Genomic DNA, 26,636 nt, shown 5'->3' with positions numbered 1-26,636 from the left:
TTTTTTTTTACGAGTATTTAATTATGATAATTTCCCATCCTAGTTCTATTTTTCATGAATTGCATTGATCTCAATTTCGTAAATAATATATCCCTCGCCCTTTGTTATCTACCTAATATTGAAATTGTGAACAAAATCATGGAATCTCAAAGTATAACTCCCTCAGATGATACGGCTTTAATCGCAAAACCAACTTCATCTAAGCATTATTTTCAGGTAGATGCTTTCAAAGCGGTGATGATATTTCTGGTCATCATGGACCATACCTTTACGCACCATTATCTATCCAAATACCTTTCCACATTCTGGGAAAGGATCAGTATCCCCATGCTTGTAATAATTATGGGGTATAATATGGGCATCTCCTTTAAAAAGAAAGGATACACTACCATCAAACAACTCTACTCCCTCAAATACTTCGAATCAAAGTTGAAACGATATATTGCCCCATTTTTAATCCTTTACGCGGCCCATACTATCCTATATCTCTTGGAACGCTATACGGGTATGACTACCTTAAACGTCGCCTATTACGAATCACCCTACAACGTCTATATTGGTTATACTCCCTTCTACGGACCAGGAAGTTGGTTTTTACCGGCACTTTTCTCCACAATTCTTATCTTCCCCGCTCTATATTGGTGTTATCTGCAGAAACCAGCATTAACTCTTGTATCGACCTTCGTCATTGAGTTCGGATGGAGAGTTATGACCTACTATTTCTATAATGTGTTTGATTATACGGATCCAGCAAGGATCACATCCAGTTTCTTCGGATGCCATATATTTAACATGTTCAGCGCCATAGGGTTGGGGCTTTGGTTTTCTACAGATCATGATTTATATGCCAAACGCAATATTTGGATGTGGTCATTATTACCTCTAAGTCTTTTATATATGTTTCAATACGTCTTTTTGGGAAATTGGTTGCGTTACAATTTACTTTTCTTCTCTTGGATTACAGGGGATTATCATCTCTTTTTTTTCCCCTATTCAGGCTTTCTATTTTTAGTCGGGATGAAATTTATTCCAGAAAATCCCGAAGGAAAATACTACGATTGGGTGAGAAGAATTAGTCGCTCTACTTACCATATTTTACTAACACAAATATTTTACTTCTCCATAGTATACCAGTTCTTCTTAGTGATGTACGATGGCAATCCTTACACTCTGGATGTATTCGATGCCGCTCCAGAGAATTATGGTTGGTTCTTTATTTTGAATTTAGCAATCACTTTTAGTGGAGGCATGCTTTGGAATGAATTGGAAACGCGCTATTACAAAAAGAAGAAAGAAACAAAAAATCAGCAATTGATGTATAAAGGCATTATTGGAATTTCAGCAACATTTTTCATAATTCGGATGATTCTAATAGTGGTTTTCTTTATCAAATACCCAATTGCTTAAGATATTCTTTGCCATCCCAAGCATTTTTTTTTTACACATTTTCTTATTTTTAGTTTTCTAATTTGCATTTTCATATAGAAATCCTCAATTTTTTATCAAAACTAACTCCTTCATTAAACATATATTTTTTTGCTTAAAATATATGTTTTTATAAAATAAATACATCAGTCAACTTTGATCAATGTTTAAACAAATTTAACCATTTTAAATATATATTTTAATGTATTTAATAAATTTAAATTGAGTATTAAATTCATATGTTGACATTAAATGGTTTTACATTCTATAAACATATATTTTTTAAAAAAACATCTTTCATCTTTTTTTTTAGAATATGATAGAAAGAAGATTTTTCTACAATAAAATTCAAGAAGGAAACACTAAACGAAATCCCATTTCAAACATACCCTTAGTGATAATCGTGTCAGATACCCAACCGCTACAAAAAAAATATATCCTTTCCATCGATTCAGGTGGAACAGGCATCCGCGCCATTCTTTTTAACAAAAAAGGCGAAATTGTTGACAGAGAATATGAAAAAACCCTTCCAATGTTCCCCGAAGATGGAGCTTTGGAACATGATCCAGAAGTCTTGTGGGAAGCATTAAAAAGTGTTGTCAATAAAATTTTTGCCAAACCAGACTATTCACCAGAAGAAATTGCTGCCATTGGCATATGCAATCAACGAGCATCCTTTTGTTTAGTTGAAAAGAAAACAGGTAAACCACTAACCAACCTCATTAGTTGGGCCGATGTTCGTGCTGAAAAAACAACTATGAAAATGCGGAAAAAATTTCTCTATCGCGGATTAGTGGCTATAGCCAAACTCTTCGGCAAAATTTCCGGCAACACGATGCTAACTACTACTGGAATGTTAAAACTTACCCCAGAATTTGCCCTTTGTCGGGTCCGATGGCTATATGAACAAGAAGAAGTGATATATCGGGACAGTAAGCTGAGCGGCCAACAACTCTATGATATGGCAAAGAATGAAGAGATTCATTTTTGCACCTTGGATAGTTGGTTTATGTACAAATTAACCGGAGGTAAACAGCATATTACGGATGTTACTAATGCAAGTGGGACAGCCCTCTACAATCCCTTCGATCTGGTATGGAACAAGATCTATACAAAATTATTTGATATTCCCCATAATGATACCTTCTTCCCCAAGGTTTTGGATAATGACGGTGATTTTGGGACTACAGATCCAGAAATATTTAGTAATGTCGCAATCCCTATTGGAGCGAGTATTGGCGATCAAATGAGTTCTCTCTTTGGTCACTGCTGTTTTGAGCCAGGAGAAGTTAAAATATCCCAAGGATCAGGAGCTTTTGTGGATATGACGGTAGGTCTCAAACCCAAGTTATCCAAAAGAGGGCTATTCCCGCTCATTGCATGGAAATTAAACGGGGATGTGACGTATATGTTGGAAGGTCAAGTTACAACAGCTGGAACCCTAATTGATTGGATCGGGGAAGGAATCGGTCTTGCAGATACCCCCAAAGTATTAAATGAATTTGCAGCCCAAACTGAAGACACTGAAGGAGTGATTGTTATACCAACGCCTTCTGGAATGAATTTTCCTCATTTCAATCCCAACACCCGGGCAGCAATATTTGGACTCTCCTTAGCCACACATCGTCGTCATGTCTGTCGAGCCGTCTTAGAAGGACTTGCCTTGCGACTTTATGACATATTGGAGGGCATGTCACACGATACTAAAATTGATATTAAGGATATTAAGGTTGATGGTGGAGTTTCACAATCGGACATTGAACTCCAATGTTTAGCAGATTTTGCCAATATTACTGTAGAACGGGCCCCCGAATCGGATATGACTGCAACTGGAGCAGCTTATTTTGCAGGTTTATCCGTTGGATTTTGGCGAGATCAAGAGGAACTCCGATCTTTACAAAAAAATTATAATGCTTTTTCTCCTAAAATGGGGTTAGAAAAACGAGAAAAGAAATTAAAACAATGGCGAAGAGCTGTGAAAGCAGTCTTAAAAATTCAATAGTCAATAAAGTTCACAATGATATGTAATGTTTTTTTTTGATCTAATTTTTGACCTTGGTTTGACATTTAGGACTTTTTATTGAAAACTAAGTGGACTATTTCTAACGATCTGGGTCATAATCGTCAGATGAAGAGAGATATTGAATAGTTAATTAAGAAATGTTTAAATTTTGAATGTTTGAAAAAATGAAAAAACTGAGATGACTAAGTCATATCAGGAAAAAAAAGGTTTTATTATGGTTTGGTTTAAAAAAAAAATTCATGACTATAAATAATGTTATTAATGAATAACTTGGGAATCAATCATCCCAGTATATTGAAGAAAATAATCGCGTAACTGTTCTGATAAACGTTCAACAACTTCCCATTCATTTAAAACATAGTTTGATAGGTCTAAATTTAGATATCTATCATCACACAATATTAATGATAATTCTATCCCAAAATGAGTATAACCTTTATGATTATATTGTTTATACTCAATTTTGAATGATTTCAGTTGATTCAATGAAATAATTTCAACAAGATCTCCTGATTTTTGCTTTAATAACTCAATACCATAACTTGTAAATTCAATCTGATCATATTTTGAGGGAAAGTTCTCAATAACAATAGCGAGCAACAACAAGATTATACTTAAAATAAAGATGTAAAAGCCGATAAGAAAGTATAAACCAGCAGAAAAAATACTTGCAACAATCAGTTGGGAAATAGTACTTCCCTTATATTTTTTTAAAATTAACACATTTTCAACAGGTTGTGACTGATTGATTTCATATTCGATGTTCATTACTTCTTATTAAGAATTTAATCAATATATTCCACATCCAAATTATTATGTTGGTAATCTATGCATTTATCAAATTTATATGGTTATTTAGCTATGCTATTGCTTCCATATGGAATGAATTTCTTTGATTCAAAGATATAGATCACAATTTAGTATAATATATGAAATCAAAAAAACTCACATCTCGACCAGAGATACACATTTCTACATTCTAAAGATGGATAAATGGCTGTGAAGCAGATCGAACTCCATTCATGATCTTGTACAATTCGGAGAGAATGACCGATTTCAGACCACAGAGACATATCGACATGATATATGTACAATGAAAAGTGAATCTGGAAATTAAATTGTGTCAGAAATAATGTTTAAAATATGCATACTTATTCTAAATCAAATCCCGATAAAGTATACTTATTCCAACATGTTTATAGCAAGAACAGATTTAAATGACATGATAAAAAATACTTAAATTAACTTTATTGAAGTCATTCAAATGCTAGAAGATTACTTAGATATCCAAACCTTATCGTTTATAACAAGTATTGTTTCAATCAGTACATTTATTGTAATGCTTTTTGTGGCAAAAAAACAGAAGATTTATCCTGGTTTTAAAGAGTGGACCTTAGCAAATTTTTTTAATAGTTTGGGAATGATTTTACTAGCATTGCGTCCTATTTTGCCGGATTTTATATCGATAATCATTGCAAATAATTTTATTTTGCTCTATTTAGTATTTATAGCAAGAGGATTACGAAAATTTGCAGAGGGCGATCAACAACTTTGGTTTGATGTGATACCTCCACTTTTATTAACTATATTTTTTATTTTTTATACATACGTAATTCCAAATGTAAATGCGCGAATCATAATAATTTCAAGTCTAATATTCCTTATCTCCTGTCGAATATGTTATATCATTTGGACAGGAATTTATAAAATTCTTCTAAAAAAACAGATCTTCTTATTCACTTCATTTGTCATTTTTATTGGATGGCATCTAACCCGTTTAATTCTCACAATATTATTGGAAAGTCAAATAGAAGATTTCTTAGAAGCTGGGATTATCCAAGGGTTAGCTTTCATCAACATTATTTCATCCAATATTATTCAAAGCTTGCTATTAATCGATTGTAATTCTCAAAAACTAGAAAAAGATCTTAATGAATCCCAGGACGAGATAAAAAATTTATCCGGTTTACTCCCTATTTGCAGTAGTTGTAAAAAGATACGTAATGAATCAAATTCTTGGGATAATATCGAGAATTATATAAGTGATCATTCAGATGCACTTCTAACACATAGTCTATGCCCAGAATGCGTGGCAAAATTATATCCAGATATGGATTTTGATGAATTAGAAGACTAAAACTAATTTTTGTATCGCATCTACAATGGGGAGAGATTATCTTTATTTCAACTCTTTCGCCTCTTGGTCTTCTTGGAAAGAATGTTAATAAGTACTCGGTTTTGAAAAAAAAAAATTTGGTAGGTGATTTTATCTTGTTCACCAGCCCAAGCGCCTATTTCAAATCATGTGAAAATCAAGTTTATAATGGAAATAATTGATGCGCTTATTAAACAGAAGAACAGAAGAATTATCACGAAATATTTTTCTCTTCTGTTTACTCGTTCCTTTATTGAAATTTGATAAGGTAGATTCGGTTGGAATGTAAATTTCGTAAAAGATTCCAGAGTATCCTTACTATTTGATTTATTCACCAGAAAAAAGCGCGACATTTTTATGGTTCTCTTTTTATTTTTTGTAAATCCAAGATCAAAAATATAAGGTGTTTGGCTATTTGAAGCAAATTCAGTTTGTTTTTGTGATTTACGAGAAATTTTTGCTTTGAATAAGGTAATTTTGTTAACACTGTATGAATTGAATTCTCTTAGCAATTTTTCATCTCGATAAACCATCACAGACTTTGAGGTGAAAATAACACGATTCGGGCTCTTCCTTGAAATGAATGCTTCAAGGACAATTTTTATCGATAAGAACATAAAAATTGTTACAAGAAGGATGAAAGGCAGAATTTCAAATTGGATCCGAATGTCGTGATCCTTTATTTGGTTTAAAAATTCATTTATCAAAATAAAATCGAATATTCCGAATAGAATTAGTGCAAAAAAATTATAAATTGGAGATTGAAGCATATTTTGACTTTTATCGATTCTATCAAATTCGAAAGTTTGATCAAGATTTCCTTTTGCATCGTTATACATAATGATTACCTATTTTACTTCTCTAATTATTTAATTTCAATTGAAGAACCATCAACCATATAATGAATTTTTTCAGCAATTTTGCACGCATGATCCCCACAACGTTCCAAATAGCGAGCCACCATAATGTAGTGAGACCCTTGAGTAATAATGCGAGGGTTCTCCATCATATATGACACACATTCACGAAAGATTGAATAGCGGAGCTCATCCAATTCATCATCCCTCTCAGTAAAATTTTCAAGATATTTAAGATCACCTTCTTCAAAGGCTTTCAATGCATCCTTTACCATTTCTTCTACAAGCCGGCCCATCTGGGGAATGGAGACGAGTTTTTTAAAATGGGGATGATTTTCAAATTCCCAAGTAATTTTTGCAATATCCTTCCCGTACCTACCTATGCGATTAAGATACGTATTTGTTTTCAAAATACACGCTAAAGTCCGGATATCATTTGCCATTGGTTGATAAAGCGCAATCAATCGTAAAGCTTCATTTTCTATTTCGATATCATACTGATTCAATTCGAGTCGTTCTTCATGAATCTTATTTGCTAAGGAAATATCAATACGTTTTAATGCTTCAATCGAGCCATTTAACATAAAAAGCGCGAGTTCACCCATTTTAAGCAATTTTTGTTTTAATAAAGTTAGTTCATTATGAAATCTTTGCATTTTAACCAAATCTCCCTGTAATATATCGTTCTGTAAGTTCCTTCTTTGGAATTTCAAAAATTTGACGAGTTTGCCCAAATTCAATCATTTTGCCTAAGTACATAAAACCAGTATAATCACTAATGCGTGCTGCTTGTTGCATATTATGAGTAACTATAATTACGGTATAATTTTTCTTTAAATCATTTATTAAATCTTCTATTTTTGAAGTGGCAATCGGGTCTAAGGCTGACGTAGGCTCATCCATTAAAATGACTTCGGGTTCAACCGCTAAAGCCCGTGCAATACAAAGACGTTGTTGTTGTCCTCCTGATAAGCCTAAGGCAGAATCTTTGAGGCGATCTTTGACTTCATCCCATAATGCGGCCTTTTTCAAGCTGACTTCGATGATTTGATTTAATACTTTTCGTTTATTGATTCCATGAATCCGTGGACCATATGCAATATTATCATAGATACTCATAGGAAATGGATTCGGTTTCTGGAAGATCATTCCAACATTAGTGCGCAAATCCGTAACTGACAGTTTTGGTCTAAAGATATCTTCTTCATGATAGAAAATTTTTCCTTTGATCTTACAACTGTCAATAACATCATTCATTCGATTAAAACAACGAATAAGGGTAGATTTTCCGCATCCAGATGGCCCGATTAGAGCTGTAACTTTTTTCTCTTGAATTTCAAACGAAATTTCTGAGAGGGCTTGTTTATCCCCATAAAATAGATCTAAATTCTCCGTTCGGAATATTAAATCATTATCAGAAGTAGCTTTAATCGAGAACTTGGTCTCAACGCTTACTTTAATATTATCAGAATGATTTTTATCATTATTTTGCGTTTCAATATCGACTTTACTCATAGAGATCACTTGTTTATATGATATTTTTTTTTAAATTTAAAAAATTAATAGTGGAAATTTGTTTTATTTTGTTTTTTAATTTTGGAACGAATGAACATAGCGATCAGATAAAGGAATAGCACTAATATAAGAAGAACAAAAGTTGTTGCATCTGCTCTTTGGCTTTGTCCCGGTATAAATGATCTTAATGCATAGAGATGGTATGATAACGACATAGTGGGGCTAAGCAAAACCCCTAAGAAAGTATCTGGCATGGCATAGACAATTAATGTAGCAGCAGTGAACATTATTGGAGCAGTTTCACCCGCAGATCTCCCCATACTTAAGATAATTCCTGTGATGATGCCTGGAGATGCAGGTTTCATAACGGTTTTATTGATGGTTTTCCATTTAGTGGCACCTAATGCATAACTTCCTTCTCTAATATTTTGTGGAATTGACTTCACAGATTCTTCCGTAGTTCGTATTATCGTTGGTAATATCATAAGTGATAATGTCAAGATTCCTGCTAGTAATGTAGGTCTTCGCATCGGCTCATAGAAATTCACTCCGATAAAGTAAATAAAGAAAACCCATCCGAATAATCCAAATACTATACTTGGCGTACCATTTAAAATATCAATTCCTGTGCGAATAAAACGAGTTAAAGGTGTGTCCTTCGCATATTCTGAAAGATAAATTCCTGCTAATACTCCTAATGGAACCGCAACAATTACTGATCCAACAGTCAGAAGTAAAGTTCCAATAATTGCCGGTAAAATCCCTCCATCACGCCCAATATCACTTGGAAATTCTAGAAGAAAACTTCGAGTCATGTATGGAAGACCGTGGTAAACAATATATCCCACAACAAATGATAATACTGCGATAACCAAAATAACCGTTAATCGAATAAGTGTAAAAGCAACTGATTGTTTTGATTTGATATTCAATCGATCAGAAAATATATAGATACAAAAACCCATAAGTATTATAAATATTAGAGCGCCCCACCAAGTGGTGAAATTAATCGCCATTGCATATACAAAAAGAGTCAAGATTAAAATTCCAAGATATTTATTGTATTTATTCCAAAAATGCTTTATTTTTGAAAATCGAAATGAATTTCGTTCTTTCCAAAGTTGAAATTTGCATTGTAATGTAACAAATTGCGTTTCCCACCTATTTTTAGCTGTTTGTTTCCCTACTTTGCAATTTTTTTGTATATCGTTAAGTTTTTGTTCATAATTTACTTGTGTTTTTGGATTAAATTTGAGTTGAATCCTTGATAGGATAAATTCTGCAGTTGTGTTGATAACTATAACTATGATGAATAGTATAATTGCCAAGGATATTAAAGATTTGTAGTGGGTCCCTCTAAAAACAGTTTCTGGGAATTCTTTGGCGATGGTTGCAGTTATTGTGCTAATTGGACTCCAAATATTATTAAGAGGGTCCGGGACAATCGGATTTGCACCTGTTATTAACAAAATGGCCATAGTTTCCCCAATAGCTCTTCCAATTCCTAAAATGATTGCAGTTGTTATTCCAGAAGAAGCACTTGGTAATACTACATTTGAAATAGTATGCCATTTATTCGCTCCAACTCCTAATGATGCTTCTCGAAATGAGATCGGAACTGATTCTATTGCATCTTCCGAAACGCTAACGATTGTTGGAAGGGCCATTATTGAAAGGATAACGGAGCCAGATAACCATGAATCACCCATAGGTCGATTAAATAAGTTAATTATTAATGGATTTAATACTGTCATTCCCAGAGACCCCCAGACTATAGATGGAATTCCAGCTAAAACTTCTACAGAACCCTTGATAAAATCTTTAATTTTGGTCGGTGCCATTTCGGATATAAATATTGCTGTTGAAACCCCTACTGGAACAGCAATTAACATAGCAAGTAAGGTAGTTGCTAATGATCCATAGATTAAAGGAACTGAACCATAACTCGTATTTGCCTCAGTATCTAAATCGATTCTCCATCGTGTACTAAAAATAAATTCAGATGCGGGAATTTCTTGAAATGTTCCTGAAGCTTCGTTAAAAAAAAAGATAATTTGTGCAAAAACAACAAATGTAGAAAAGAAAGCAGCAATGATGAGAATATTTTTTATGATTTTATCAATGAATAATTCTTTTTTCATTAAGAATGTGTGATTAGGAACCAAATCTTGAATAGTTGATTTTGGACCTTGAATTTTTGTGATTGACATTGTTTTCCCCAAAAGGATTTGTTTAAAAATTAAAAAAAAATAGAAATCTTATTTCAGAGACCGTTTTCTAAACATTAATCCGCCAACAGTAATGCTGGCAATTGCAACTAAGAAGTATGGTGTGAACCCTGGAATATTACTTACATCAATTGTTTCTAATCCTGTATCTGTATCAGTTTCTGTATCAGTCTTAGTAGTAGTAGTGCCTTCTTCTGGGATTGTTGGAATTAATCCAACTTCTGCAACAGCAACAAATTTTTCACCTTCTACAATAGCTTGTCCAATAGGACTCATAATAAACTGAATAAATAATGCTGCGAGGCTATCTTCCGCAGGGGTGCCATTAGTATAGAAATATAAATTTCGAGCAATTGAATAAGTTTCATCTGCTACTGTCGCTGAACTGGCAGCAACTCCATCTAATTCCATATTTTGAACATCATCATCAATGTATCCTAAACCAACATATCCAATTGCAGAAGGTATGGAGGCAACAGCATCATGAACGGCTCCATTAGAATTTTTCTCAACAATTTGAGCATCTTCTCTGAAGGTATCATCTTCAAGGACTGTGTCTTTGAAGAACCCATAGGTTCCAGAAGTAGTTTCTCGATTAACAACGGTTATTTCTCCAGAATGGCTTCCATCTCCTACTTCATTCCAATTGGAAATGGAACCATTGAAAATATCATGAAGTTCATCCATGGTTAATCCAGTTAAAGGATTGTCAGGGTGGACAATGATTCCAATCCCATCAGCTGCAAGGATGTGTTCAACACTTGAACCACCTGCGGTTTCTAAACTCGTGATTTCAGAAGATTTAATGCTACGAGATGCCATAGCAATATCACATGTTCCAGCAATTAATGAAGCGATACCTGTTCCAGAGCCTGTACCTTTCACGGTAATTGTAAATCCGTCATACATACCCATGAAAATTTCAGCTGATTTAGATACGATTGGCTGGACAGTAGTGCTACCATCAACAACAATTGACCCAGAGAATCCATTTCCAGGAATTAATCCAACTTCTGCTACAGGAACAAATTTTTCACCTTCTACAATAGCTTGTCCAATAGGGCTCATAATGAACTGAATAAATAATGCTGCGAAGCTATCTTCTGCAGGGGTGCCATTGGTATAGAAATATAAATTTCGTGCAATTGAATAAGTTTCATCTGCAACTGTCGCTGTACTGGCAGCAACACCATCTAATTCCATATTTTGAACATCTTCATCAATGTATCCTAAACCAACATACCCAATTGCAGAAGGTATCGATGCAACAGCATCATGAACGGCACCATTGGAATTTTTCTCAACAATTTGAGCATCTTCTCGGAAAGTATCATCATCAAGGACTGTGTCTTTGAAGAATCCATAAGTTCCAGAAGTAGTTTCTCGGTTGACAACGGTGATTTCTCCTGAATGGCTTCCATCTCCTACTTCATTCCAATTGGAAATGGAACCATTGAAAATATCATGAAGTTCATCCATGGTTAATCCAGTTAAAGGATTGTCAGGGTGGACAATGATTCCAATTCCATCCGCTGCAAGGACATGTTCAACACTTGAACCACCTGCGGTCTCTAAACTTGTGATTTCAGAAGATTTGATGCTACGAGATGCCATTGCAATATCACATGTTCCAGCAATTAATGAAGCAATACCTGTTCCAGAACCTGTACCTTTCACAGTAATTGTATAACCTGGAAAATAGGTCATAAATACTTCAGCGGCTTTGGAAGCAATGGGTTGAACAGTCGTACTACCATCAACAACCAAACTTTGTGTATCGGAGATGAGTGGAGTGGTTTGAGCACGTCCTGTATCGATACTTCCTACCATCATTAAAACCAACATTAATGTGGTCATGAATACTATGTTTTTTCGTTTCATAGTTCTCTAATATGTTATTATCTTACAAATCAGATTAACGCCACCAATATGGTAAATATTATAACCTATGCAAGATCGAATTAATATCTGCACCCTATAGATAGTTTTACAAGTCTATAGATCCATAATAATAACTGAATTGTCCCCCATTCTTCATATGGTATAAAAAAAAAAAGAACCTTCCAAATGAAGCCAACAGATTCTGATGTATTAGTTATAAATAAGTATAACAAAAATTATTTAGGTAAAATTTTAACTTCCGATCTTGTGAATCATACTGCTCATGGCTGGTCCATATGGATCACATTGTAATTTGGATTTTTATTGATTTTTGAATTTTCCCAATGTTACCATAATAACCATAATAAGAATTGTAATTAGATCTGTTCGAATTAAAGAAATTAAATGCTAGAATCAGATAAAGTTGAAGAAATTGAAACTTTTCTAAAAAATCAAAAGAAAGGAAAATCAACAACTGTTTTAATACCTTGCAAAAAGTGTAACGAAACAAAAAAGATTGAGATAAATAAATCTATGGTAGAAAATGTTGAAAATTTCCCCTTTCCGATTTTTTTGATGCATTGTGCAGATAATAGTGAAGGGAAAATTGAGATTCATACCCTGATCGCATATTTAGATAATAAACTAAATTGTAGACACGTTGAATTTCTTGAAGGTAATCAAGTTTTCATTACACCCTTCATTTTGTACAATTCAAACCTATTACATGTATATTGTCAACGATAATTTCTTATTGAGATAGCAAATTAAGCTTAAAAAACTGATTATTATGAAACAACCGATCAAAATTGTTGTAGGAGGCAGTGGCGCAGTCGGAAAGACTACCATATGCCACCTCTTAGCTAAAAAATTGGATAAATTTAATCCTCCAAAAATGACACCGGGAATAGATCTACATGAATTTAAAAAGTCTAAAAATGAAAAACGTATTGCAGCATTATGGGATTTAGGTGGACAAGAGCGATTTCGTTTTATTCAAGACTCATATATAAAGGGAGCTAAAATAGTTATCTTTGTTTATTCTTGTGAATGGATTCATTCACTCAAAGATATAAAATCTTGGATCTCTATGATTCCAAAAAACGATCCTCCAGCCCATATATTTTTAATTGCAAATAAAATAGATAGTGTTAAAAAATGTATTACGAAGGAAGATGTATTGGATATATGTAATCAGCACAAAATGGAATATTTTGAAATGTCGGCACGATCTGGGGAAGGAGTTTCAGAATTTGAGGAAGCTTTGATTAGAAAAATTGAATCTTTAGAACAGGATTCCCATTTTTTCATAAAGAAACAAGAAAATTTGAAAATTTTGAATTGTAATCTGAATAACACAAGTTTATCGTTATAGTTTTTTATGGAATAAAAAAAGGTTCGATTTAGGGATTAAACTCTGTTTTGAACTTATATTTCATATTTTTTTCCGATCTTGTCTCTATTAAAACATATTTATATTTTGGGCGAAATTAAGGGATAACAATTTTACTTTAATTGTTAAAATCAAGAAAAATGATAAAGGTCATATTATTTTATAGAAAGACTAAGGAAAGCGGAGATATGTGAAATGCAAATTTTTCCGTTAGATACCTTATTATTCTGATGGAGAAACAATAATTTTTTTGCAACTTTACTAAATTTGAGTATGAATAATACAAAAAAAACAATTGCGTTAGTAGCTCATGATAAAACTAAGAATAACCTCTTAGAATGGGCAAAAAGCAAAAAAGAGTGTTTGGAAAAATATGAATTAATTGGAACTGAACACACAGCAAAGTTACTCTATAATGTACTAGAATTGAAAGTTAATGGATTTGGTCATGGACCTGATGGAGGAGATATCCTCTTGGCGGCAAAAATTTTGGAAGAAAAAGTGAATAAAGTAATATTTTTTATAGATGCGAGGTCTCCACACGGACATGAACATGATATTCAAACATTGATACGAATCTGTGTGATCAAAAATGTACCTATTGCCTTAAATCGAGCAACTGCGAACTTACTTCTTAACTAAAAATAATTCTTTTGTTAAATTATCGAGCAAGCAACTAAAAGATACAAAGATGCTCTAAATGTTTTTAATTAATTTCCCATTCACAGTGAAATGAACAATTTTTTCGAGATAATGCCACTCTAATATCGTTGAAAATTCTATTTTAATTGGAAACAAAAGGTATTTATTTCACTTAAATCCTACATTCGTTAGGAGAAAATAAAATGTCCACACCGAATTTTTATCGGCCAAATCCATTTACTGAATTTGGCAAAATGACGAAGAGATATGGGATAGCCAGAATGATTTGGTCCATATTTCAAATGATTGCCATAATAGGAATGGCTTCATCGGTTTTTCAAACAATTGACGCTAACGATCCAGAAGCAATGACTAATATATCAGGAGCAGAATTAATGAGTTCATTTTTATACATTATTTTGCTAATCATTGGGTTTATAGTCATTTTAGTATTCTTAGGAATTTATTTATCCAAATTGAATAATTTAGCAAACATCACAATGGATTCAAATCTTAAGAAGATATTTTGGTTTGAAATAATAAATATTATCTTAGTTGTGTTTGGAGATTTAATTCCGTTTATTGGAGCATCAATAAAATTAGGATTATTTATTGCGATAGTATTTATTTTAGAAAAATGGATTCAATTAATCCCCTCCCAAACAGATAAAAACCCATTAAAAGATAGCACGAAAAATTTCTTCCTAATAATGAAGATCGGATCTATTTTCGCTTTTACAGTAAGCTTAATTAACGGATTTGTGTTTATTCCAGGAATTTTTGGCCCAATTCTACGATTTCTTGGACAAATTATCTGGGGATTTGGACTAATGAAAATTGGAGATGAAATTGTGGCTTCAAATCTTATGCCATCAGCACCTTCCATCCAAGTAGAACCTGTTTTCAACCAAACTTCAAATTCATCCTATGGAGCACCAACCTATCAAGCAGCTCCATCCAACACCCAGACTTTTAGTACCCCCACTAACTTTCACACCCCAACCACAATAAATGAGGTGGATAGAGTATCGGACAAATGTAAGTTTTGTGGAGCGACTTTGATAGATAAAGAATCCAGTTTTTGTTCTACATGCGGCCAAAAACTGAGGTAATGTGAAAGCAGCACACGAATTTCTTTGGTTTTTTTACTCTAACTTTTAAATTTATTTTTCAATTCTCAATTTCTTCTCCCAAATATGACTCATTAATTTTCGAAATCTGAAGGAAGCAAATGAGCTTAAAAACAGAAAGATGGGGTAAAAAAGGATTAGTAGATACAACCTCAAACTCTTCATCTAGGATCCAAACATGATCTCCATGGACACAGAAGCAATGCACATTGTTTTATCCATTTTTCTTACCGAAGGGACTATATGCTCTAATGAATGCCTAAATTTATCTAAAATGGCATAGATATTGGAACTGCGATCTTCAGGTTTCATCGCATTCAAAGACGATATAGGTTTTCCTGTTTTAGATTCCCAATCCTTAAATGCTTCGCCGCCATATTTTCGGAGGAGTTGGGGAGAAATTTTCGCTTCAAAACTAATTTTTTGGATCATTTTTTCAAAAGCATAATCGAGTTCTGGATCCAATTGTCGATCAGCCTTAAACACTGTTTTTCCATTCATATTTCTTTCATCTTCAACTTCATTTTTATCTATTCGATTTTTTATCAACTTTCTTTCATTTCTTTTCGATTCTTAAAAAACGATATACAATCCTCCAAATTAGTAAGACAAATGCGAGTAAAAAAAACTACCGAAAAAGTAGGATACATTACGAGAATGCAATCTATAAAATAGTTTTGAAGGAAAAATTGTTAAGAACCAATTGAATGACTAAAAGACTCAAATATCTCAAAATGATAATAAAAGAATAGAAAAAATAGATTTTACCAAACCAATTTTGATAAGGATTTATTTCTGTTTATTTGAGGACAATTCAGGATGAGTATAATTCTCTAAATCGAAATCATCCAACTTTCCTTTATTATATTTTTTATACAAGTGGACCATTTTTTTCAGATACCGAGATTGTAATTGATCTTCCACCAAGGATCTTTTCACTTTGGGAAGCTTAATATAAATCTTCATTAAGCGGCGCAAGATTTTGTGACTCCAGAGGTTAAAATTATCAAACACTAAGTTTGGGAGCTTACCAGTTTCAATTGCATTAATGATATATCGCTCAAAATCATCAACAGGTGTGAAATTGAGCTCTTTCCGACGAACAATACTGATCGCTTCCGAAGGGCAAAACCGAGCACATACACCACAGCCGATACAGCGATCATAATTCACTTGCGCTTTTGATAATCCATCAGCTGTTTCAATCATGTCCATAGCATCAACAGGACATTTCTGGACACAAATACCACATGCAGTGCATTCATCTATATCAATTTTAGCTTCAAAATTACTTTGAATATTGGAACTATAACCCAATCGTTTATATCCAAGTAACGCTTCACAACAACAACCACAGCAATTACAAATCCAAGAGACTCCAGCTTGACGGTTATCACCCACCTGCACAAGTCCGAGTTTTCTCACCCGATCCAAAATGGCATGGGCTTCATCCTTAGATATTTCTTTGGCGACACCATGGCGGGATAAACTGGCGGCGACATTATTAAACGTAAGACAGACTTCTTGAGGATTATCACATGCTTTTCCCAAATGTTCCATTTTATGGCGACAATAACATGTGCCTACAGTAATACACGTTGCAGTATCAATCACTTCGCTTGCTTTTTCATAATCTAAAATAATGCTTTTATCGGTATCTTGAATTGTATCTTCATGCACAAAAACTCTATCTATAGGAACCTCCAACCCAAATAGAGTTGGAACAAAATCATCCTCAACATTGAGATATTGATGATATAACTCAGATAAAATCTTTCTATCAAATTTACCATCGGTACGCATTAAAGAAAATTCAAAGAATCCTGCCATTGGAGGCGCCAAGCTGAACATCATTTTATCCCCACTAATAAAATCAAGAACTAAAGCCTTTTCGGCTAACTCAAAGAGGATTTCTTTAGCCTTTTCTTCTGAAATTTTCCAAATTTTTACCGCTGTTGCCAAATCAAAAGGTTTAATTGGAAGCTTTGAGACTAAAGTCGCTTCTTCTTCGCTAAATAAAATTTCCAAAATTTTAAATAAGGATTCTGATATGGGGGCAGTTTGTGGTGACTTATCGAGACGTTTTTGTAAGTCCAAGTAACTATTAGAAATGTGACCCATCTTTTGAAAAATGTCGCTTCTATTAAAAATCTGTTATGTAGGGAAACTAATCAAGTATGTAGGGAAAAGAATTGTACTACATGTTTCTGTGAAGAAAGAAGTAATTAAGGCTTTAAATAAAAAGAAATAGAAAGTGCATGAAAGAAAAAAAAGAGTATTATGCTAAAATTAAAGCACGATTATTCCATTTGATTTCCGCATGAAGCACAAAATTTCACATCAGAATTTTGCCGATTCCCACAGAAGGGACAAAATTTTTCTTTAGAAATTGGAATTGATTTAGTTTGTGAAATAGAAGGAGTAAATGTTGTGTCAGTAGAAGTAGGGGCAACATATTCTTGATGTCCATAGATTTGATTTAAGGGTTTGGAATTTGAATAAAAATTTTTTTGAATCACTCCACTATATTCTGCTAGCAACGCATCTGCGGTTTTTCCAAAAGCCCCAGGAATCATAAATATCCCAATAAATATAATACAGAATAAATTGGCAATTTGGATGTCGTGAAAACCTTCGCGTAATTGAACATGATTGGGCGATTGGGATTGTTGAGATAATCTCGCGGACCATTGCTGGAAGGATTGATACGCTAAATACGTAAGGACTATGCCAATAATACCTGAAAAAGACCATCGAGAATCTCCAATTGCAGAAGTTATAATAAAGGAAGAGAGAATACTCACAATCAGTAGGATAAACCCTTTATGAAAGTCTTGATCGGGAGTTGTTCCTTTAACTTCATTTAAGGCAATTAAATATTTCACATATTTTACAAATAAAATAATCAGCGGGACGAACAACCAGAAAAGGAGGATTCCGGTCCAATAAAAATTCTGGAAGTCTTTCATCGCCACCCCAAGGTTGTACATTTTAACCTCGAACTGGTCTGAATTTGGATTTTGGTTGGTTTGAGTTGACATTTTTATCGACTAATTGTGGAAAACATTTTACCCTTCAATCATTTCTATTAAAAAGTCTGATCGAAGGGAAGAAAAAAAAACAAGAGGGGTTTTTTGTTTTTGGGGAACATATCATCTAGATTTATTCTAAAAAAAGATTAATATAATGATGCACCGCAACTGGCACAGAATTTATAGTCCGCTTCATGTTTTTCACCACAGATAGGGCAGAATTGAGCCACATCAGATGGAGTTGACAAGGTGACATAAGCACCAGAAGTTGTGTTGTGAACGGTTGCAACTGGTTGAGCAACAGGGGACACATATCGTTGGGTGTATAATGTCGCATTTTTGCGCTGTTTTTGAGCAGCAATATATGTAATGGTAATTTCAATCGCTTTGATATTTAAGACAGTTGTTGGGATTCGCCCAATCCAACTTCCATGGAATATCGCCGACATTACTATATTTACAATGATAGCCGCCAGCCAAATGTGCCATAAATCGTCTTGAGTGGTAGTATAGACAAAATCTCGGCGTGCATCGCGGGATTGGATATATAGTATTCCATTTTTCACCATGATAAACGCAAGAATTACTTGAGGCAAAACAGCAAACCAAGGGTCATACGGAAATATTCCGTTCATTACAATAACAACAACGAGAAAGGCAATCAATGATCCGAGAAATTCGGAATGAGGCATTTCAGCGTGTTTTTTATGATGTGGATGATAATGTTTTTCCATTGTTGAGATCACGAAACTAGATTGTAACTAAAAAATGGGGGGAGAGTTATTCAAATTATCAAAGTCCAATTATTGTCACTCCAAAATCCCAAAAAAAAACTTTAAAATTTTTGGTGACTTAGACTTCCATACTAAACCCCAGTCACTCTGATGACTGGATTTTAACGAACTAAGTGAAAAATCATGTCAATGCTCGGAGGAACACCAATTTTGATCCTTAGGGAAGGATCAGAACGATCGCAAGGAAATGACGCACGAGCCAAGAATATCTTGGCAATCCAAGCGGTAGCAGAAGCAGTTAAATCCACCCTCGGTCCACGGGGAATGGATAAAATGTTAGTTGATTCATTAGGCGATATCACAGTCACTAATGATGGAGCCACAATTTTGGATAATTTAGATGTGCAACATCCTGGTGCAAAGATGGCTGTAGCCATTTCCAAATCTCAAGATGAAAATGTTGGAGATGGAACTACAAGCAGCGTTATTATTGCAGGTCAATTATTAACTGTTGCGAATGAATTGATGTCTCAAGGCATTCACCCAAGTGTGGTATCCCGAGGGTTTAATTTAGCAGGAAAAACAGCGCGTGAAGTGCTTAAGGAAATCGCAATGAAAATCGATCCCGATACTGATAAAGAAATCTTAAAAAAAATTGCCATAACTACCATGAATTCAAAAGGAATTAGTGGAAATAAAGAATTCTTTGCTGAATTGGCCGTAGAAGCCTTTGCTAAAGTTAAATCGGACAAAAATAATATGAGACAAGTCAAGGATATCATGATTGTAAAGAAAAAAGGAAAATCCTTAAAGGAGTCCGAAATCATTGATGGAATCATTTTAGAAAAAGAAGCCACTCACCAAATGATGCCAAAAGTAGTGCATGATGCCAAAATTGCATTAGTTGCTCAATCCTTTGAAATTAAAAAAACCGAATTCTCAACAGATTTACGCATTGCCGATCCCAGCCAAATTCAAGGGTTCTTAGATCAGGAAGAATCTATCTTAAAAAACTTTGCAACTAAATTGAAAGCAATTGGGGCCAATGTGATAATTAACCAAAAAGGAATTGATGATGGAGCCAGCCATTTCCTACAAAAAGAAGGTATTGTTGCAATAAAAAGTGTGACTAAAACCGATTTATCAAAATTGCAAAAAGCTATTGGAGGTAAAATTATTGAAAATATTGAAGCAATGACTCCAAGTGATTTAGGAACTGCAAAAGTTGTTGAATTCAAAAAAGTAGCAGGAGATGATTTATGTTTTATCTCTGGTTGTAATCATGCAAAAGCTGTCTCAATGCTATTACGAGCAGGAGTAAGTCAAGGATTAGATGAAGCAGAACGCACCATGCATGACGCACTTTGCGTTGTTGCATCAATTTATGACCGATCAGCAGTTGTTGGTGGAGGCGGAGCCGTAGAAATGGAATTAAGCCAAAGATTATTGAACATTGCGAGCAAACAAACTGGAAAAGAACAAATTGCCATTGAAACATTTGCTCGAGCCTTAGAAATAATTCCAATTACTCTATCTGAAAATGCCGGCTTAGATCCAATTAACATCATAGCTGAACTTCGTACTGCCCATTCTAAACCAGGTAACGAATTTTATGGATTAGAAATCTATCAAGGCAAAGTTATTGATAATCGAGAAGCAGGAGTGATTGAACCTGTTGCGAATATTGACAACATCATCAAATCAGCAACAGAATTAGCAGTTATGATCCTACGTATCGATGATATGATAAAAGCAAAAGCAAGTGCCGGCGGTCCACCAGGTGGTATGGGCGGCATGGGTGGCGGTATGCCACCAGGTATGATGTAAAAAAGTTTCATATTTTCCATTTTTCTATTTTTTTCAATCCTTTTATGATAATTCTCAATTATCAGCATTTGACAAGATTTTTCTTAGAATTTGAATACATTTTTGTTTCGTGATGGATTTTCTTAAACAATGCCCACAGATGATATTGGTAAGAAAATTCAATCACTGAACATTCCTTCTACGGTGAAATTGGTTGCAGTATCAAAAACTAAGCCGTTAGAAATGATAGAAGAAGCATATCAATACGGCCAACGTATTTTTGGAGAAAATTATATTCAAGATGCAGTTCCAAAAATCCAAAATGCTTCTCATTTACCAGATATTCAATGGCATTTTATAGGCCATTTGCAATCAAATAAAGCACAGTTAGCAGCCCAATATTTTAATATGGTACAATCAGTGGATTCAATGAAGTTAGCCCAAAAATTAAACACAGCAGCGGGAGAATTTCAAAAAACCCTGTCAGTTTTAATAGAAATTAATATAGGCGAAGAACCACAGAAACATGGAATTTCGTACCGATCAGTCCAAAAACTGATGGATTTCATAATTAATTGCCCCCATCTTAAATTATTAGGATTTATGTGCATCCCACCTTACGGTGAGGAACCCCGACCTTATTTTCAAAAAATGCAGTCGCTTTTTTTAAAATATAAAGACGCATATCATCTCACGGAACTTTCAATGGGCATGAGCTCAGATTTTCAAGAAGCGATACAATTTGGAGCAACAATGGTAAGAGTGGGTACAAAAATATTTGGAAAACGTAATAAATAAGTGTCAATCTCATTTCTTTTTCTTTTATTCTTAAAATTTTCAGTTTTATTCATTCAAGTTGTGCAAAATTTTCTAATAATTAATCTATTGTTCTTACCAAAAGAAAGCATTTAAGTTCAAAACACTAAATCAAGCATAGATAAAAACAATAATAGTGAAACACCTATGACAAATGAAGAGGAAAAGAAAGAAATTACGGATCTTCATGAAGAAATTCATGCTGGAAAAGAATTGAAAAAATTGAGTAATGAAGAGATTGCTGAAATAAATTTAAATCGTCAAGAACGCATGAAAAAGATTAGAGAAGTAAAGCAACTATATGAAAATGCTCAAAGCATGATGGAAGAACTCACCAGCGGTAATGTTAAGCTCGCTGCGATTCCAGAAGAAGATAGAAAGGCTTACGAGTTTGAAAAACAAAAAAGATTGGCAGAACTCGAAACCTTACAAGAAAACATTTCTTCAACCACAAAATTATTAGATGAAATTAAGGAAAGTCCGCATCTTGCAAAGGTTCCTGTAGAAGACAAGGAAAAATATGAACAAGATAAAAAAGAACGGATCGAACTTCTTCAAAAAGCAAATAATCAATTAATCACCTTTGGAAATATATTGGATGAAATTAAAGAAGGAACAACCAATTTGCATCCTCCACCAGAATCGGAAAAAGCGAAGAGAGAACAACAAAAGGAACAAAGGAAAGCAGAATTTATTAAAGCAACTGAGCACCTAAATTCTTTTGGAAGTATTCTTAATGAAATTGGATCAGGTAAAATCAGTCTCAAAAAAATTGACGAGCAAGAATTGGAAGCATATCAACAAGAAAAACAAAAACGTCTTGCTGATGTGTCGCAGTTGAGAAGTAAAATTGAACTGGCAACGAATCTGATCAGTGATATTTCTAAAGAATTAAAATTAAAACCCATGGATCAAAGTTTATTACAAGAAGAATTACTCTCAAAATTCCAGATCGCTTCTAATTACTTAAAAAAAATTGAGAGTGAAAAAACTTCGAAGTTAGAAGAGGTCACGGGTCTTAAAAAAGAACTAAACCAAATGCAAGATTTATTTACTGAAATGAAAAAGGCGAGTTTGAAGCCTGTTTCAGAAGAAGTGAAGAAGAACATCCAATTAGAAAAACAAGCCCGAATTAAGGATATTGAAGCAATTAAGCAAAAATTGTTAGCAAAATTTGATGTGACCGCTTCTTTGATGGCTGAAATCCAGCAAGCACCGGCATTAAAAGAAATACCTCCCGAAGAATTTCAAGAGATGCAGGCATTGAAATTTAAACGAGCCAATGAAATGGATCATCTTAAAACACATATGGCGGTTGCTGAAGAACTTATGCATTCAGTTAAAGAAGGAATCCAATTAACGAAAATTGATGAAAATGAGATCAAAGCACATAAAGACGAACAAGCGAAACGCTTGAAAGAACTGAGCGCTTTGAAAGGTAAATTGGATGTTGTGGAAGAATTAATGAGTAAAATCGTGGGTGAAGGGATAGTGCTCGCAAAAATTGATGAACAAGAACTTGCAGAACATTCTCGCATGAGAGAAGAACGAATGAAAGAAATCTCCACATTAAAAGAAAAATTAAAAGAGGCAAATTTACTCAAGGAAGAGTAATGTTATTTCTTGTTGGATTTTCTTTAATCTATTTTTTTTGCGATCTTTTTAAAAAATTAAATCCAAATAGGAAATTTTTCCCTTACAGCTTGTTGAGAGATATAATGATAGAGGAAGAGTAATCAAATGTCAGATGCTCGAAAAAGGGCGTTGGAACTGGCACGAAGGAGAGCCAAACAACGCCAAAATGCAACTGCAGAACGTGATCGTAAAGAAAAAGATAAAAATCAGAGAGATAAAGAGATTCAGGCAGGAGTAGATCCTCAACAATCGTACTTAGAAAAACAAAGACAAAGAGAAGAAAAACGAAAACAGGAAGAACGCGATCTTTTACAGCGAGAAATGGAAAAATTGCAACGAAAACAGAGAGAAGTAAAAGATAGTGAACTTAAAAAAAAGGAAGCTCTTAAAAAAAAGCAAGAAGAAGAACTTACATTATTAAAAGAAGAGCGAAAGAAACAAAAAATTGCTGAACAACAAAAAGATAATGAAATTCTCCGTCTTAAAAAACAAGCTGAAGAAGAAAAGAAACTTTTTGAACGAAAACTGAGGGAACAAGCACTTCAATCTTCAGCTTTGAAATCAAATCCAAAATCTCAAGCAATTAATCAACATCCAATTATTGCTCAAAGTAAGATACCAACTCCAACAATAAAAAAAATATCACAAACGAAGGTTACTCGTATTACAAGTAAGAATATAGAGAATAACTTTGAACTCGATCAAGAAATCTTGAAACCCAATACTCTATATTCAGATGATATGCAATTTGAATCTTCAATAGCAATCATAGCAACCCCCGATCCAATAAAACGTCGAGATAGGGAAGATTCTTTTCTACAATCCCACCCAGATATCCAAGATACAATCACTATATCTAAGAATTTCAGTTCAACAGCCATGATTATAAATATGTGGAATGCTCAACCTCCTCTTGAACCCTCTCAAATCCCAGAATTAGAACGATTTGCCCAAAGATCTTTAGAGGAAACAATCTTTTGGGATCAAATAAAATCAAAATCTCATTTGTGGCTTCCATTTGTATCCTACAACACATTTTATAGTGTAATTCATGCTCTCTCCGCTAAAAACCAAATAGATTCACCCAGAAAACTGAAAATTTTCGTGGATCTCTCTGAAGAAATAATTGCAAAAGCTTTGATAGATGGAATTCAATGGGGTTTAATTATACCCCATTTTTCATCAGCTTCAGGACTTGAAGGACAGTTAGAAGCAACAATTTCATTTAAAAATCAAATCAACACATGGTACAAATGGGTTCCAAAATGCTATCATAAAATTCAATCCTTCTCAATTTCTGAAGAATTTATGTCCCTTACATCACCAAAAATCTTTCGAAAATTCATGATAGCCAAATTTCTAAATCATGATATCATCCGTGATTTTTTACATGGTATCAGTTCCAGATCTCAAAAATATGCTCTTAAATCACAGATGTTTGAAAAATCGTTGCTTAAATTATTTCCATCCCAATCGTTAAATGACCTAAATATGAAAATGCAGAATATTGTTGACTATGCTGAGGAGTTTGGACTTATTTCTGTATCTGATCCTCTTCGTTATAAAAGTGGATCGTCGCAATTTATTTCAATAACAACTTTTGGACATCAAAAAATACAAAATTTTAATAAAAAGTTGTCCTCCAAATCAAATTCTTCAATCTTAAAAATAAATCCAAACTGGGGATATAAAGCAGATTATCAATGCAATAATTGTGGCTATGATTTAAAAACGGATTTTGAAATCTGCCCTCAATGTGGAGATATTAAAATAAAAAAATGCCGTAAATGCCACCAATTGATTTCAAATGAATGGGATATTTGCCCGTATTGCGGATTGTCTCAACAATTCTCACTATTCACGTAAATTGGCGTAATCAACCTTTTCTTTTTCTTCAGGTAACGTTTCTTTTAGATTGAGGCCAACTTCAACTGCAATATCTACAAACTCATTTTTTGGAACAGGTTTTGCTTTATAGGGATGTTTATCGATCACTTTTCTTCCCACAGTTATATAACCGGTACTTGGTAATAGAGAAGAGTGAGTTGAAGACCCATCGTTTTCAACAAGAATTTGCCGTTTAATCAATTCTGAGGATGTTAATTCAAAATATTTTAGCTCCATTAATTGATCAAAGATCATTTTCATATTTTCAACGTAAGCACTTAGAGCACACATCGCCCCCCCTGGAAGCAATAGGGGGTGCAAAACAGATACTAAATCAGGTAAAGAAAGATTATCAATCAAAATGCTATTAAAGGAGTTTGTAGAAAACACCTTACAAGCCGATTTAATGAATGTTGATACTTCGTTTGGAGGATAAGTCTTAGGAATTTTAATGAACTCAACACCTTCTTTAAAATAATATTTTATTAATTCTACCAATGAAGATTTTTCAGAACTCACAACTAACAATTTAATCCCTGGAACAATCCCCCCATACACAAATAAATTTCCAAGATTTTCAGGAGTTATATATTCAGAAAAGGCAGAAGAATATAAGGAATTTGTATCTCGATTGGCAAATGTTAGGTATCCGGTATGTCCAATCATTCTTCCGTGAGGACGGGTTGCATTTGGTTTCACTTGAAAAGTTCGCTTCATCATTTCAATGGTTATTATATTATTGAAATTATATTCGCCTAAAACTTGATTATTTTTCTTTACTTGTTCAAGAGTGGGACTAAATAAGCAAATTCGAGCATTATCAGACAGATATGGAAGCACTTTTGGAACAGCTAACCATGTAGTAGCAAGATCTAACATAGCAAAATCAATATTCGAGAATTCAAAATTATCTTCAATAATATTACCAAATTGAGCAGAAACCACACCATCAGCCCCCATCTGAGCAATATTTTTTCGGGCTTGATCTAAAGCAATCTCCCGAATATCAAAGGTATTTACCTTTCCTGTTTTTCCGCAAAACATTCCCAGAACACTACTCACAGTTCCACTCCCAGTTCCAGCTTCAATCACTTTGGAACCTAGATGAATACCGCTAGAAGTTAAAATTAATCCAATATCTTCAGGATAAATAATCTGGCTTTGACGTTTCATGTGTGAAATGATATCACCAGGTAATGGATTTAATAATGCAACTTTATGGTTATTAGGTTGGAGTAAAAAAGTTTCTCCGAAAGGTTTTCCAATGATATCATCATAACGTAGAAATCCCCTATCGCAATGAAATTGCTGTTTAGCCTGGACTTTTCTCACCCATTGTCTCCGTTTATCGTGAACAATGAAGATCAAATCACCATCTTGTATAACTGTCATTAAAAGGTGTAAAGTAGCAAAAATCATAAATTTTACTTAAGCCCTTGAGAAAAAATCGAAAACTTAAAAGGCTTTCTTCGACTAA

General features: G+C 33.8%; 23 protein-coding genes. 12 read left to right on the top strand and 11 right to left on the bottom strand.

The window, feature by feature from the left end; genetic code table 11:
- Positions 1-138 precede the first annotated feature (138 nt).
- Positions 139-1,407: an acyltransferase family protein gene (locus tag NEF87_RS20400; protein ID WP_457917272.1), complete on the top strand. Its 1,269-nt coding sequence runs from the start codon at positions 139-141 to the stop codon at positions 1,405-1,407.
- 334 nt (positions 1,408-1,741) lie between these two features.
- On the top strand, positions 1,742-3,427 hold the full coding sequence (locus tag NEF87_RS20395; protein ID WP_457917271.1) for a glycerol kinase 5: 1,686 nt from the start codon (positions 1,742-1,744) through the stop codon (positions 3,425-3,427).
- Positions 3,428-3,706: 279 nt separating this feature from the next.
- On the opposite strand, the gene NEF87_RS20390 is transcribed toward NEF87_RS20395, so the two are convergent.
- Entirely contained in the window at positions 3,707-4,216 is a 510-nt protein-coding gene (locus NEF87_RS20390; RefSeq protein WP_457917270.1) for a hypothetical protein, read from the bottom strand.
- A gap of 496 nt (positions 4,217-4,712) precedes the next feature.
- Between NEF87_RS20390 and NEF87_RS20385 the strand changes: the two genes are divergently transcribed.
- Positions 4,713-5,585 (top strand): hypothetical protein, encoded by an 873-nt coding sequence (locus NEF87_RS20385; protein WP_457917269.1) that lies wholly within the window; start codon positions 4,713-4,715, stop codon positions 5,583-5,585.
- Positions 5,586-5,749: 164 nt separating this feature from the next.
- Here the strand turns inward: NEF87_RS20385 and NEF87_RS20380 are convergent, their stop codons facing one another.
- Genes NEF87_RS20380 through NEF87_RS20360 form a run of 5 tightly spaced genes read right to left on the bottom strand, consistent with a single transcriptional unit; the run spans position 5,750 to position 12,084 of the window.
- Positions 5,750-6,442 (bottom strand): hypothetical protein, encoded by a 693-nt coding sequence (locus NEF87_RS20380; protein ID WP_457917268.1) that lies wholly within the window; start codon positions 6,440-6,442, stop codon positions 5,750-5,752.
- Between the two features lie 26 nt (positions 6,443-6,468).
- On the bottom strand, positions 6,469-7,116 hold the full coding sequence (phoU, locus tag NEF87_RS20375; RefSeq protein WP_457917267.1) for a phosphate signaling complex protein PhoU: 648 nt from the start codon (positions 7,114-7,116) through the stop codon (positions 6,469-6,471).
- Position 7,117: 1 nt separating this feature from the next.
- The gene (gene pstB, locus NEF87_RS20370) at positions 7,118-7,975 is read right to left on the bottom strand and encodes a phosphate ABC transporter ATP-binding protein PstB (RefSeq protein WP_457917266.1); all 858 of its coding nucleotides are present in this window, start codon (positions 7,973-7,975) and stop codon (positions 7,118-7,120) included.
- Between the two features lie 44 nt (positions 7,976-8,019).
- Positions 8,020-10,185 (bottom strand): phosphate ABC transporter permease subunit PstC, encoded by a 2,166-nt coding sequence (gene pstC / locus NEF87_RS20365; RefSeq protein ID WP_457917265.1) that lies wholly within the window; start codon positions 10,183-10,185, stop codon positions 8,020-8,022.
- Between the two features lie 48 nt (positions 10,186-10,233).
- A complete protein-coding gene (locus tag NEF87_RS20360; protein ID WP_457917264.1) occupies positions 10,234-12,084 on the bottom strand; it encodes a phosphate ABC transporter substrate-binding protein in 1,851 nt (616 codons plus the stop codon).
- Between the two features lie 186 nt (positions 12,085-12,270).
- Here NEF87_RS20360 and NEF87_RS20355 point away from each other — a divergent pair, with 186 nt between their 5' ends.
- The 5 genes from NEF87_RS20355 (at position 12,271) to NEF87_RS20335 (ending at position 15,231) form a co-directional block, all read left to right on the top strand.
- Positions 12,271-12,396, top strand: a complete 126-nt coding sequence (locus tag NEF87_RS20355; protein ID WP_457917263.1) for a hypothetical protein — start codon at positions 12,271-12,273, stop codon at positions 12,394-12,396.
- A 93-nt stretch (positions 12,397-12,489) separates the two neighbouring features.
- Positions 12,490-12,831, top strand: coding sequence for a hypothetical protein (locus NEF87_RS20350; protein ID WP_457917262.1), 342 nt, complete (start codon positions 12,490-12,492; stop codon positions 12,829-12,831).
- Positions 12,832-12,850: 19 nt separating this feature from the next.
- Complete coding sequence (locus NEF87_RS20345) at positions 12,851-13,459, top strand: Rab family GTPase (RefSeq protein WP_457920141.1); 609 nt, start codon at positions 12,851-12,853, stop codon at positions 13,457-13,459.
- Between the two features lie 291 nt (positions 13,460-13,750).
- Positions 13,751-14,119 (top strand): methylglyoxal synthase, encoded by a 369-nt coding sequence (locus NEF87_RS20340; RefSeq protein WP_457917261.1) that lies wholly within the window; start codon positions 13,751-13,753, stop codon positions 14,117-14,119.
- Between the two features lie 203 nt (positions 14,120-14,322).
- Entirely contained in the window at positions 14,323-15,231 is a 909-nt protein-coding gene (locus NEF87_RS20335; RefSeq protein ID WP_457917260.1) for a hypothetical protein, read from the top strand.
- A 183-nt stretch (positions 15,232-15,414) separates the two neighbouring features.
- On the opposite strand, the gene NEF87_RS20330 is transcribed toward NEF87_RS20335, so the two are convergent.
- The 4 genes from NEF87_RS20330 to NEF87_RS20315 all read right to left on the bottom strand — a co-directional run bounded on the left by NEF87_RS20330 (position 15,415) and on the right by NEF87_RS20315 (position 19,015).
- Entirely contained in the window at positions 15,415-15,750 is a 336-nt protein-coding gene (locus NEF87_RS20330) for a hypothetical protein (protein WP_457917259.1), read from the bottom strand.
- Positions 15,751-16,038: 288 nt separating this feature from the next.
- Positions 16,039-17,370 carry an ATP-binding protein gene (locus tag NEF87_RS20325; protein ID WP_457917258.1) on the bottom strand — a complete coding sequence of 444 codons (1,332 nt, stop codon included), beginning with the start codon at positions 17,368-17,370 and terminating at the stop codon, positions 16,039-16,041.
- A gap of 179 nt (positions 17,371-17,549) precedes the next feature.
- A complete protein-coding gene (locus tag NEF87_RS20320) occupies positions 17,550-18,290 on the bottom strand; it encodes a hypothetical protein (RefSeq protein ID WP_457917257.1) in 741 nt (246 codons plus the stop codon).
- Positions 18,291-18,427: 137 nt separating this feature from the next.
- Positions 18,428-19,015 (bottom strand): zinc ribbon domain-containing protein, encoded by a 588-nt coding sequence (locus NEF87_RS20315; RefSeq protein ID WP_457917256.1) that lies wholly within the window; start codon positions 19,013-19,015, stop codon positions 18,428-18,430.
- Between the two features lie 183 nt (positions 19,016-19,198).
- Between NEF87_RS20315 and thsB the strand changes: the two genes are divergently transcribed.
- The 4 genes from thsB to NEF87_RS20295 all read left to right on the top strand — a co-directional run bounded on the left by thsB (position 19,199) and on the right by NEF87_RS20295 (position 25,138).
- The gene (thsB, locus tag NEF87_RS20310) at positions 19,199-20,842 is read left to right on the top strand and encodes a thermosome subunit beta (RefSeq protein WP_457917255.1); all 1,644 of its coding nucleotides are present in this window, start codon (positions 19,199-19,201) and stop codon (positions 20,840-20,842) included.
- Between the two features lie 129 nt (positions 20,843-20,971).
- Positions 20,972-21,619, top strand: coding sequence for a YggS family pyridoxal phosphate-dependent enzyme (locus NEF87_RS20305; protein WP_457917254.1), 648 nt, complete (start codon positions 20,972-20,974; stop codon positions 21,617-21,619).
- A 165-nt stretch (positions 21,620-21,784) separates the two neighbouring features.
- Positions 21,785-23,251, top strand: a complete 1,467-nt coding sequence (locus tag NEF87_RS20300; protein WP_371803307.1) for a hypothetical protein — start codon at positions 21,785-21,787, stop codon at positions 23,249-23,251.
- Positions 23,252-23,377: 126 nt separating this feature from the next.
- Positions 23,378-25,138: a double zinc ribbon domain-containing protein gene (locus NEF87_RS20295; RefSeq protein ID WP_457917253.1), complete on the top strand. Its 1,761-nt coding sequence runs from the start codon at positions 23,378-23,380 to the stop codon at positions 25,136-25,138.
- On the opposite strand, the gene NEF87_RS20290 is transcribed toward NEF87_RS20295, so the two are convergent.
- Positions 25,127-26,551 carry a tRNA (adenine-N1)-methyltransferase gene (locus NEF87_RS20290; RefSeq protein WP_457917252.1) on the bottom strand — a complete coding sequence of 475 codons (1,425 nt, stop codon included), beginning with the start codon at positions 26,549-26,551 and terminating at the stop codon, positions 25,127-25,129. The two genes, NEF87_RS20295 and NEF87_RS20290, sit on opposite strands and share 12 nt — an antisense overlap.
- Positions 26,552-26,636: the final 85 nt, after the last annotated feature.

This window comes from Candidatus Lokiarchaeum ossiferum (assembly GCA_025839675.1).
Lineage (GTDB): Archaea > Asgardarchaeota > Lokiarchaeia > Sigyniarchaeales > Promethearchaeaceae > Lokiarchaeum > Lokiarchaeum ossiferum.
The sequence above is the reverse complement of the archived record's forward strand: the minus strand, read 5'-3'. Positions and strand labels throughout refer to the sequence as shown.

Coding starts and splice junctions, on each gene's coding strand:
- NEF87_RS20400 (WP_457917272.1), top strand. CDS start 139: ATGGAATCTCAAAGTATAACTCCCTCAGATGATACGGCTTTAATCGCA.
- NEF87_RS20395 (WP_457917271.1), top strand. CDS start 1,742: ATGATAGAAAGAAGATTTTTCTACAATAAAATTCAAGAAGGAAACACT.
- NEF87_RS20390 (WP_457917270.1), bottom strand. CDS start 4,216: ATGAACATCGAATATGAAATCAATCAGTCACAACCTGTTGAAAATGTG.
- NEF87_RS20385 (WP_457917269.1), top strand. CDS start 4,713: ATGCTAGAAGATTACTTAGATATCCAAACCTTATCGTTTATAACAAGT.
- NEF87_RS20380 (WP_457917268.1), bottom strand. CDS start 6,442: ATGTATAACGATGCAAAAGGAAATCTTGATCAAACTTTCGAATTTGAT.
- phoU (WP_457917267.1), bottom strand. CDS start 7,116: ATGCAAAGATTTCATAATGAACTAACTTTATTAAAACAAAAATTGCTT.
- pstB (WP_457917266.1), bottom strand. CDS start 7,975: ATGAGTAAAGTCGATATTGAAACGCAAAATAATGATAAAAATCATTCT.
- pstC (WP_457917265.1), bottom strand. CDS start 10,185: ATGTCAATCACAAAAATTCAAGGTCCAAAATCAACTATTCAAGATTTG.
- NEF87_RS20360 (WP_457917264.1), bottom strand. CDS start 12,084: ATGAAACGAAAAAACATAGTATTCATGACCACATTAATGTTGGTTTTA.
- NEF87_RS20355 (WP_457917263.1), top strand. CDS start 12,271: ATGAAGCCAACAGATTCTGATGTATTAGTTATAAATAAGTATAACAAA.
- NEF87_RS20350 (WP_457917262.1), top strand. CDS start 12,490: ATGCTAGAATCAGATAAAGTTGAAGAAATTGAAACTTTTCTAAAAAAT.
- NEF87_RS20340 (WP_457917261.1), top strand. CDS start 13,751: ATGAATAATACAAAAAAAACAATTGCGTTAGTAGCTCATGATAAAACT.
- NEF87_RS20335 (WP_457917260.1), top strand. CDS start 14,323: ATGTCCACACCGAATTTTTATCGGCCAAATCCATTTACTGAATTTGGC.
- NEF87_RS20330 (WP_457917259.1), bottom strand. CDS start 15,750: ATGAATGGAAAAACAGTGTTTAAGGCTGATCGACAATTGGATCCAGAA.
- NEF87_RS20325 (WP_457917258.1), bottom strand. CDS start 17,370: ATGGGTCACATTTCTAATAGTTACTTGGACTTACAAAAACGTCTCGAT.
- NEF87_RS20320 (WP_457917257.1), bottom strand. CDS start 18,290: ATGTCAACTCAAACCAACCAAAATCCAAATTCAGACCAGTTCGAGGTT.
- NEF87_RS20315 (WP_457917256.1), bottom strand. CDS start 19,015: ATGGAAAAACATTATCATCCACATCATAAAAAACACGCTGAAATGCCT.
- thsB (WP_457917255.1), top strand. CDS start 19,199: ATGTCAATGCTCGGAGGAACACCAATTTTGATCCTTAGGGAAGGATCA.
- NEF87_RS20305 (WP_457917254.1), top strand. CDS start 20,972: ATGCCCACAGATGATATTGGTAAGAAAATTCAATCACTGAACATTCCT.
- NEF87_RS20300 (WP_371803307.1), top strand. CDS start 21,785: ATGACAAATGAAGAGGAAAAGAAAGAAATTACGGATCTTCATGAAGAA.
- NEF87_RS20295 (WP_457917253.1), top strand. CDS start 23,378: ATGTCAGATGCTCGAAAAAGGGCGTTGGAACTGGCACGAAGGAGAGCC.
- NEF87_RS20290 (WP_457917252.1), bottom strand. CDS start 26,551: ATGACAGTTATACAAGATGGTGATTTGATCTTCATTGTTCACGATAAA.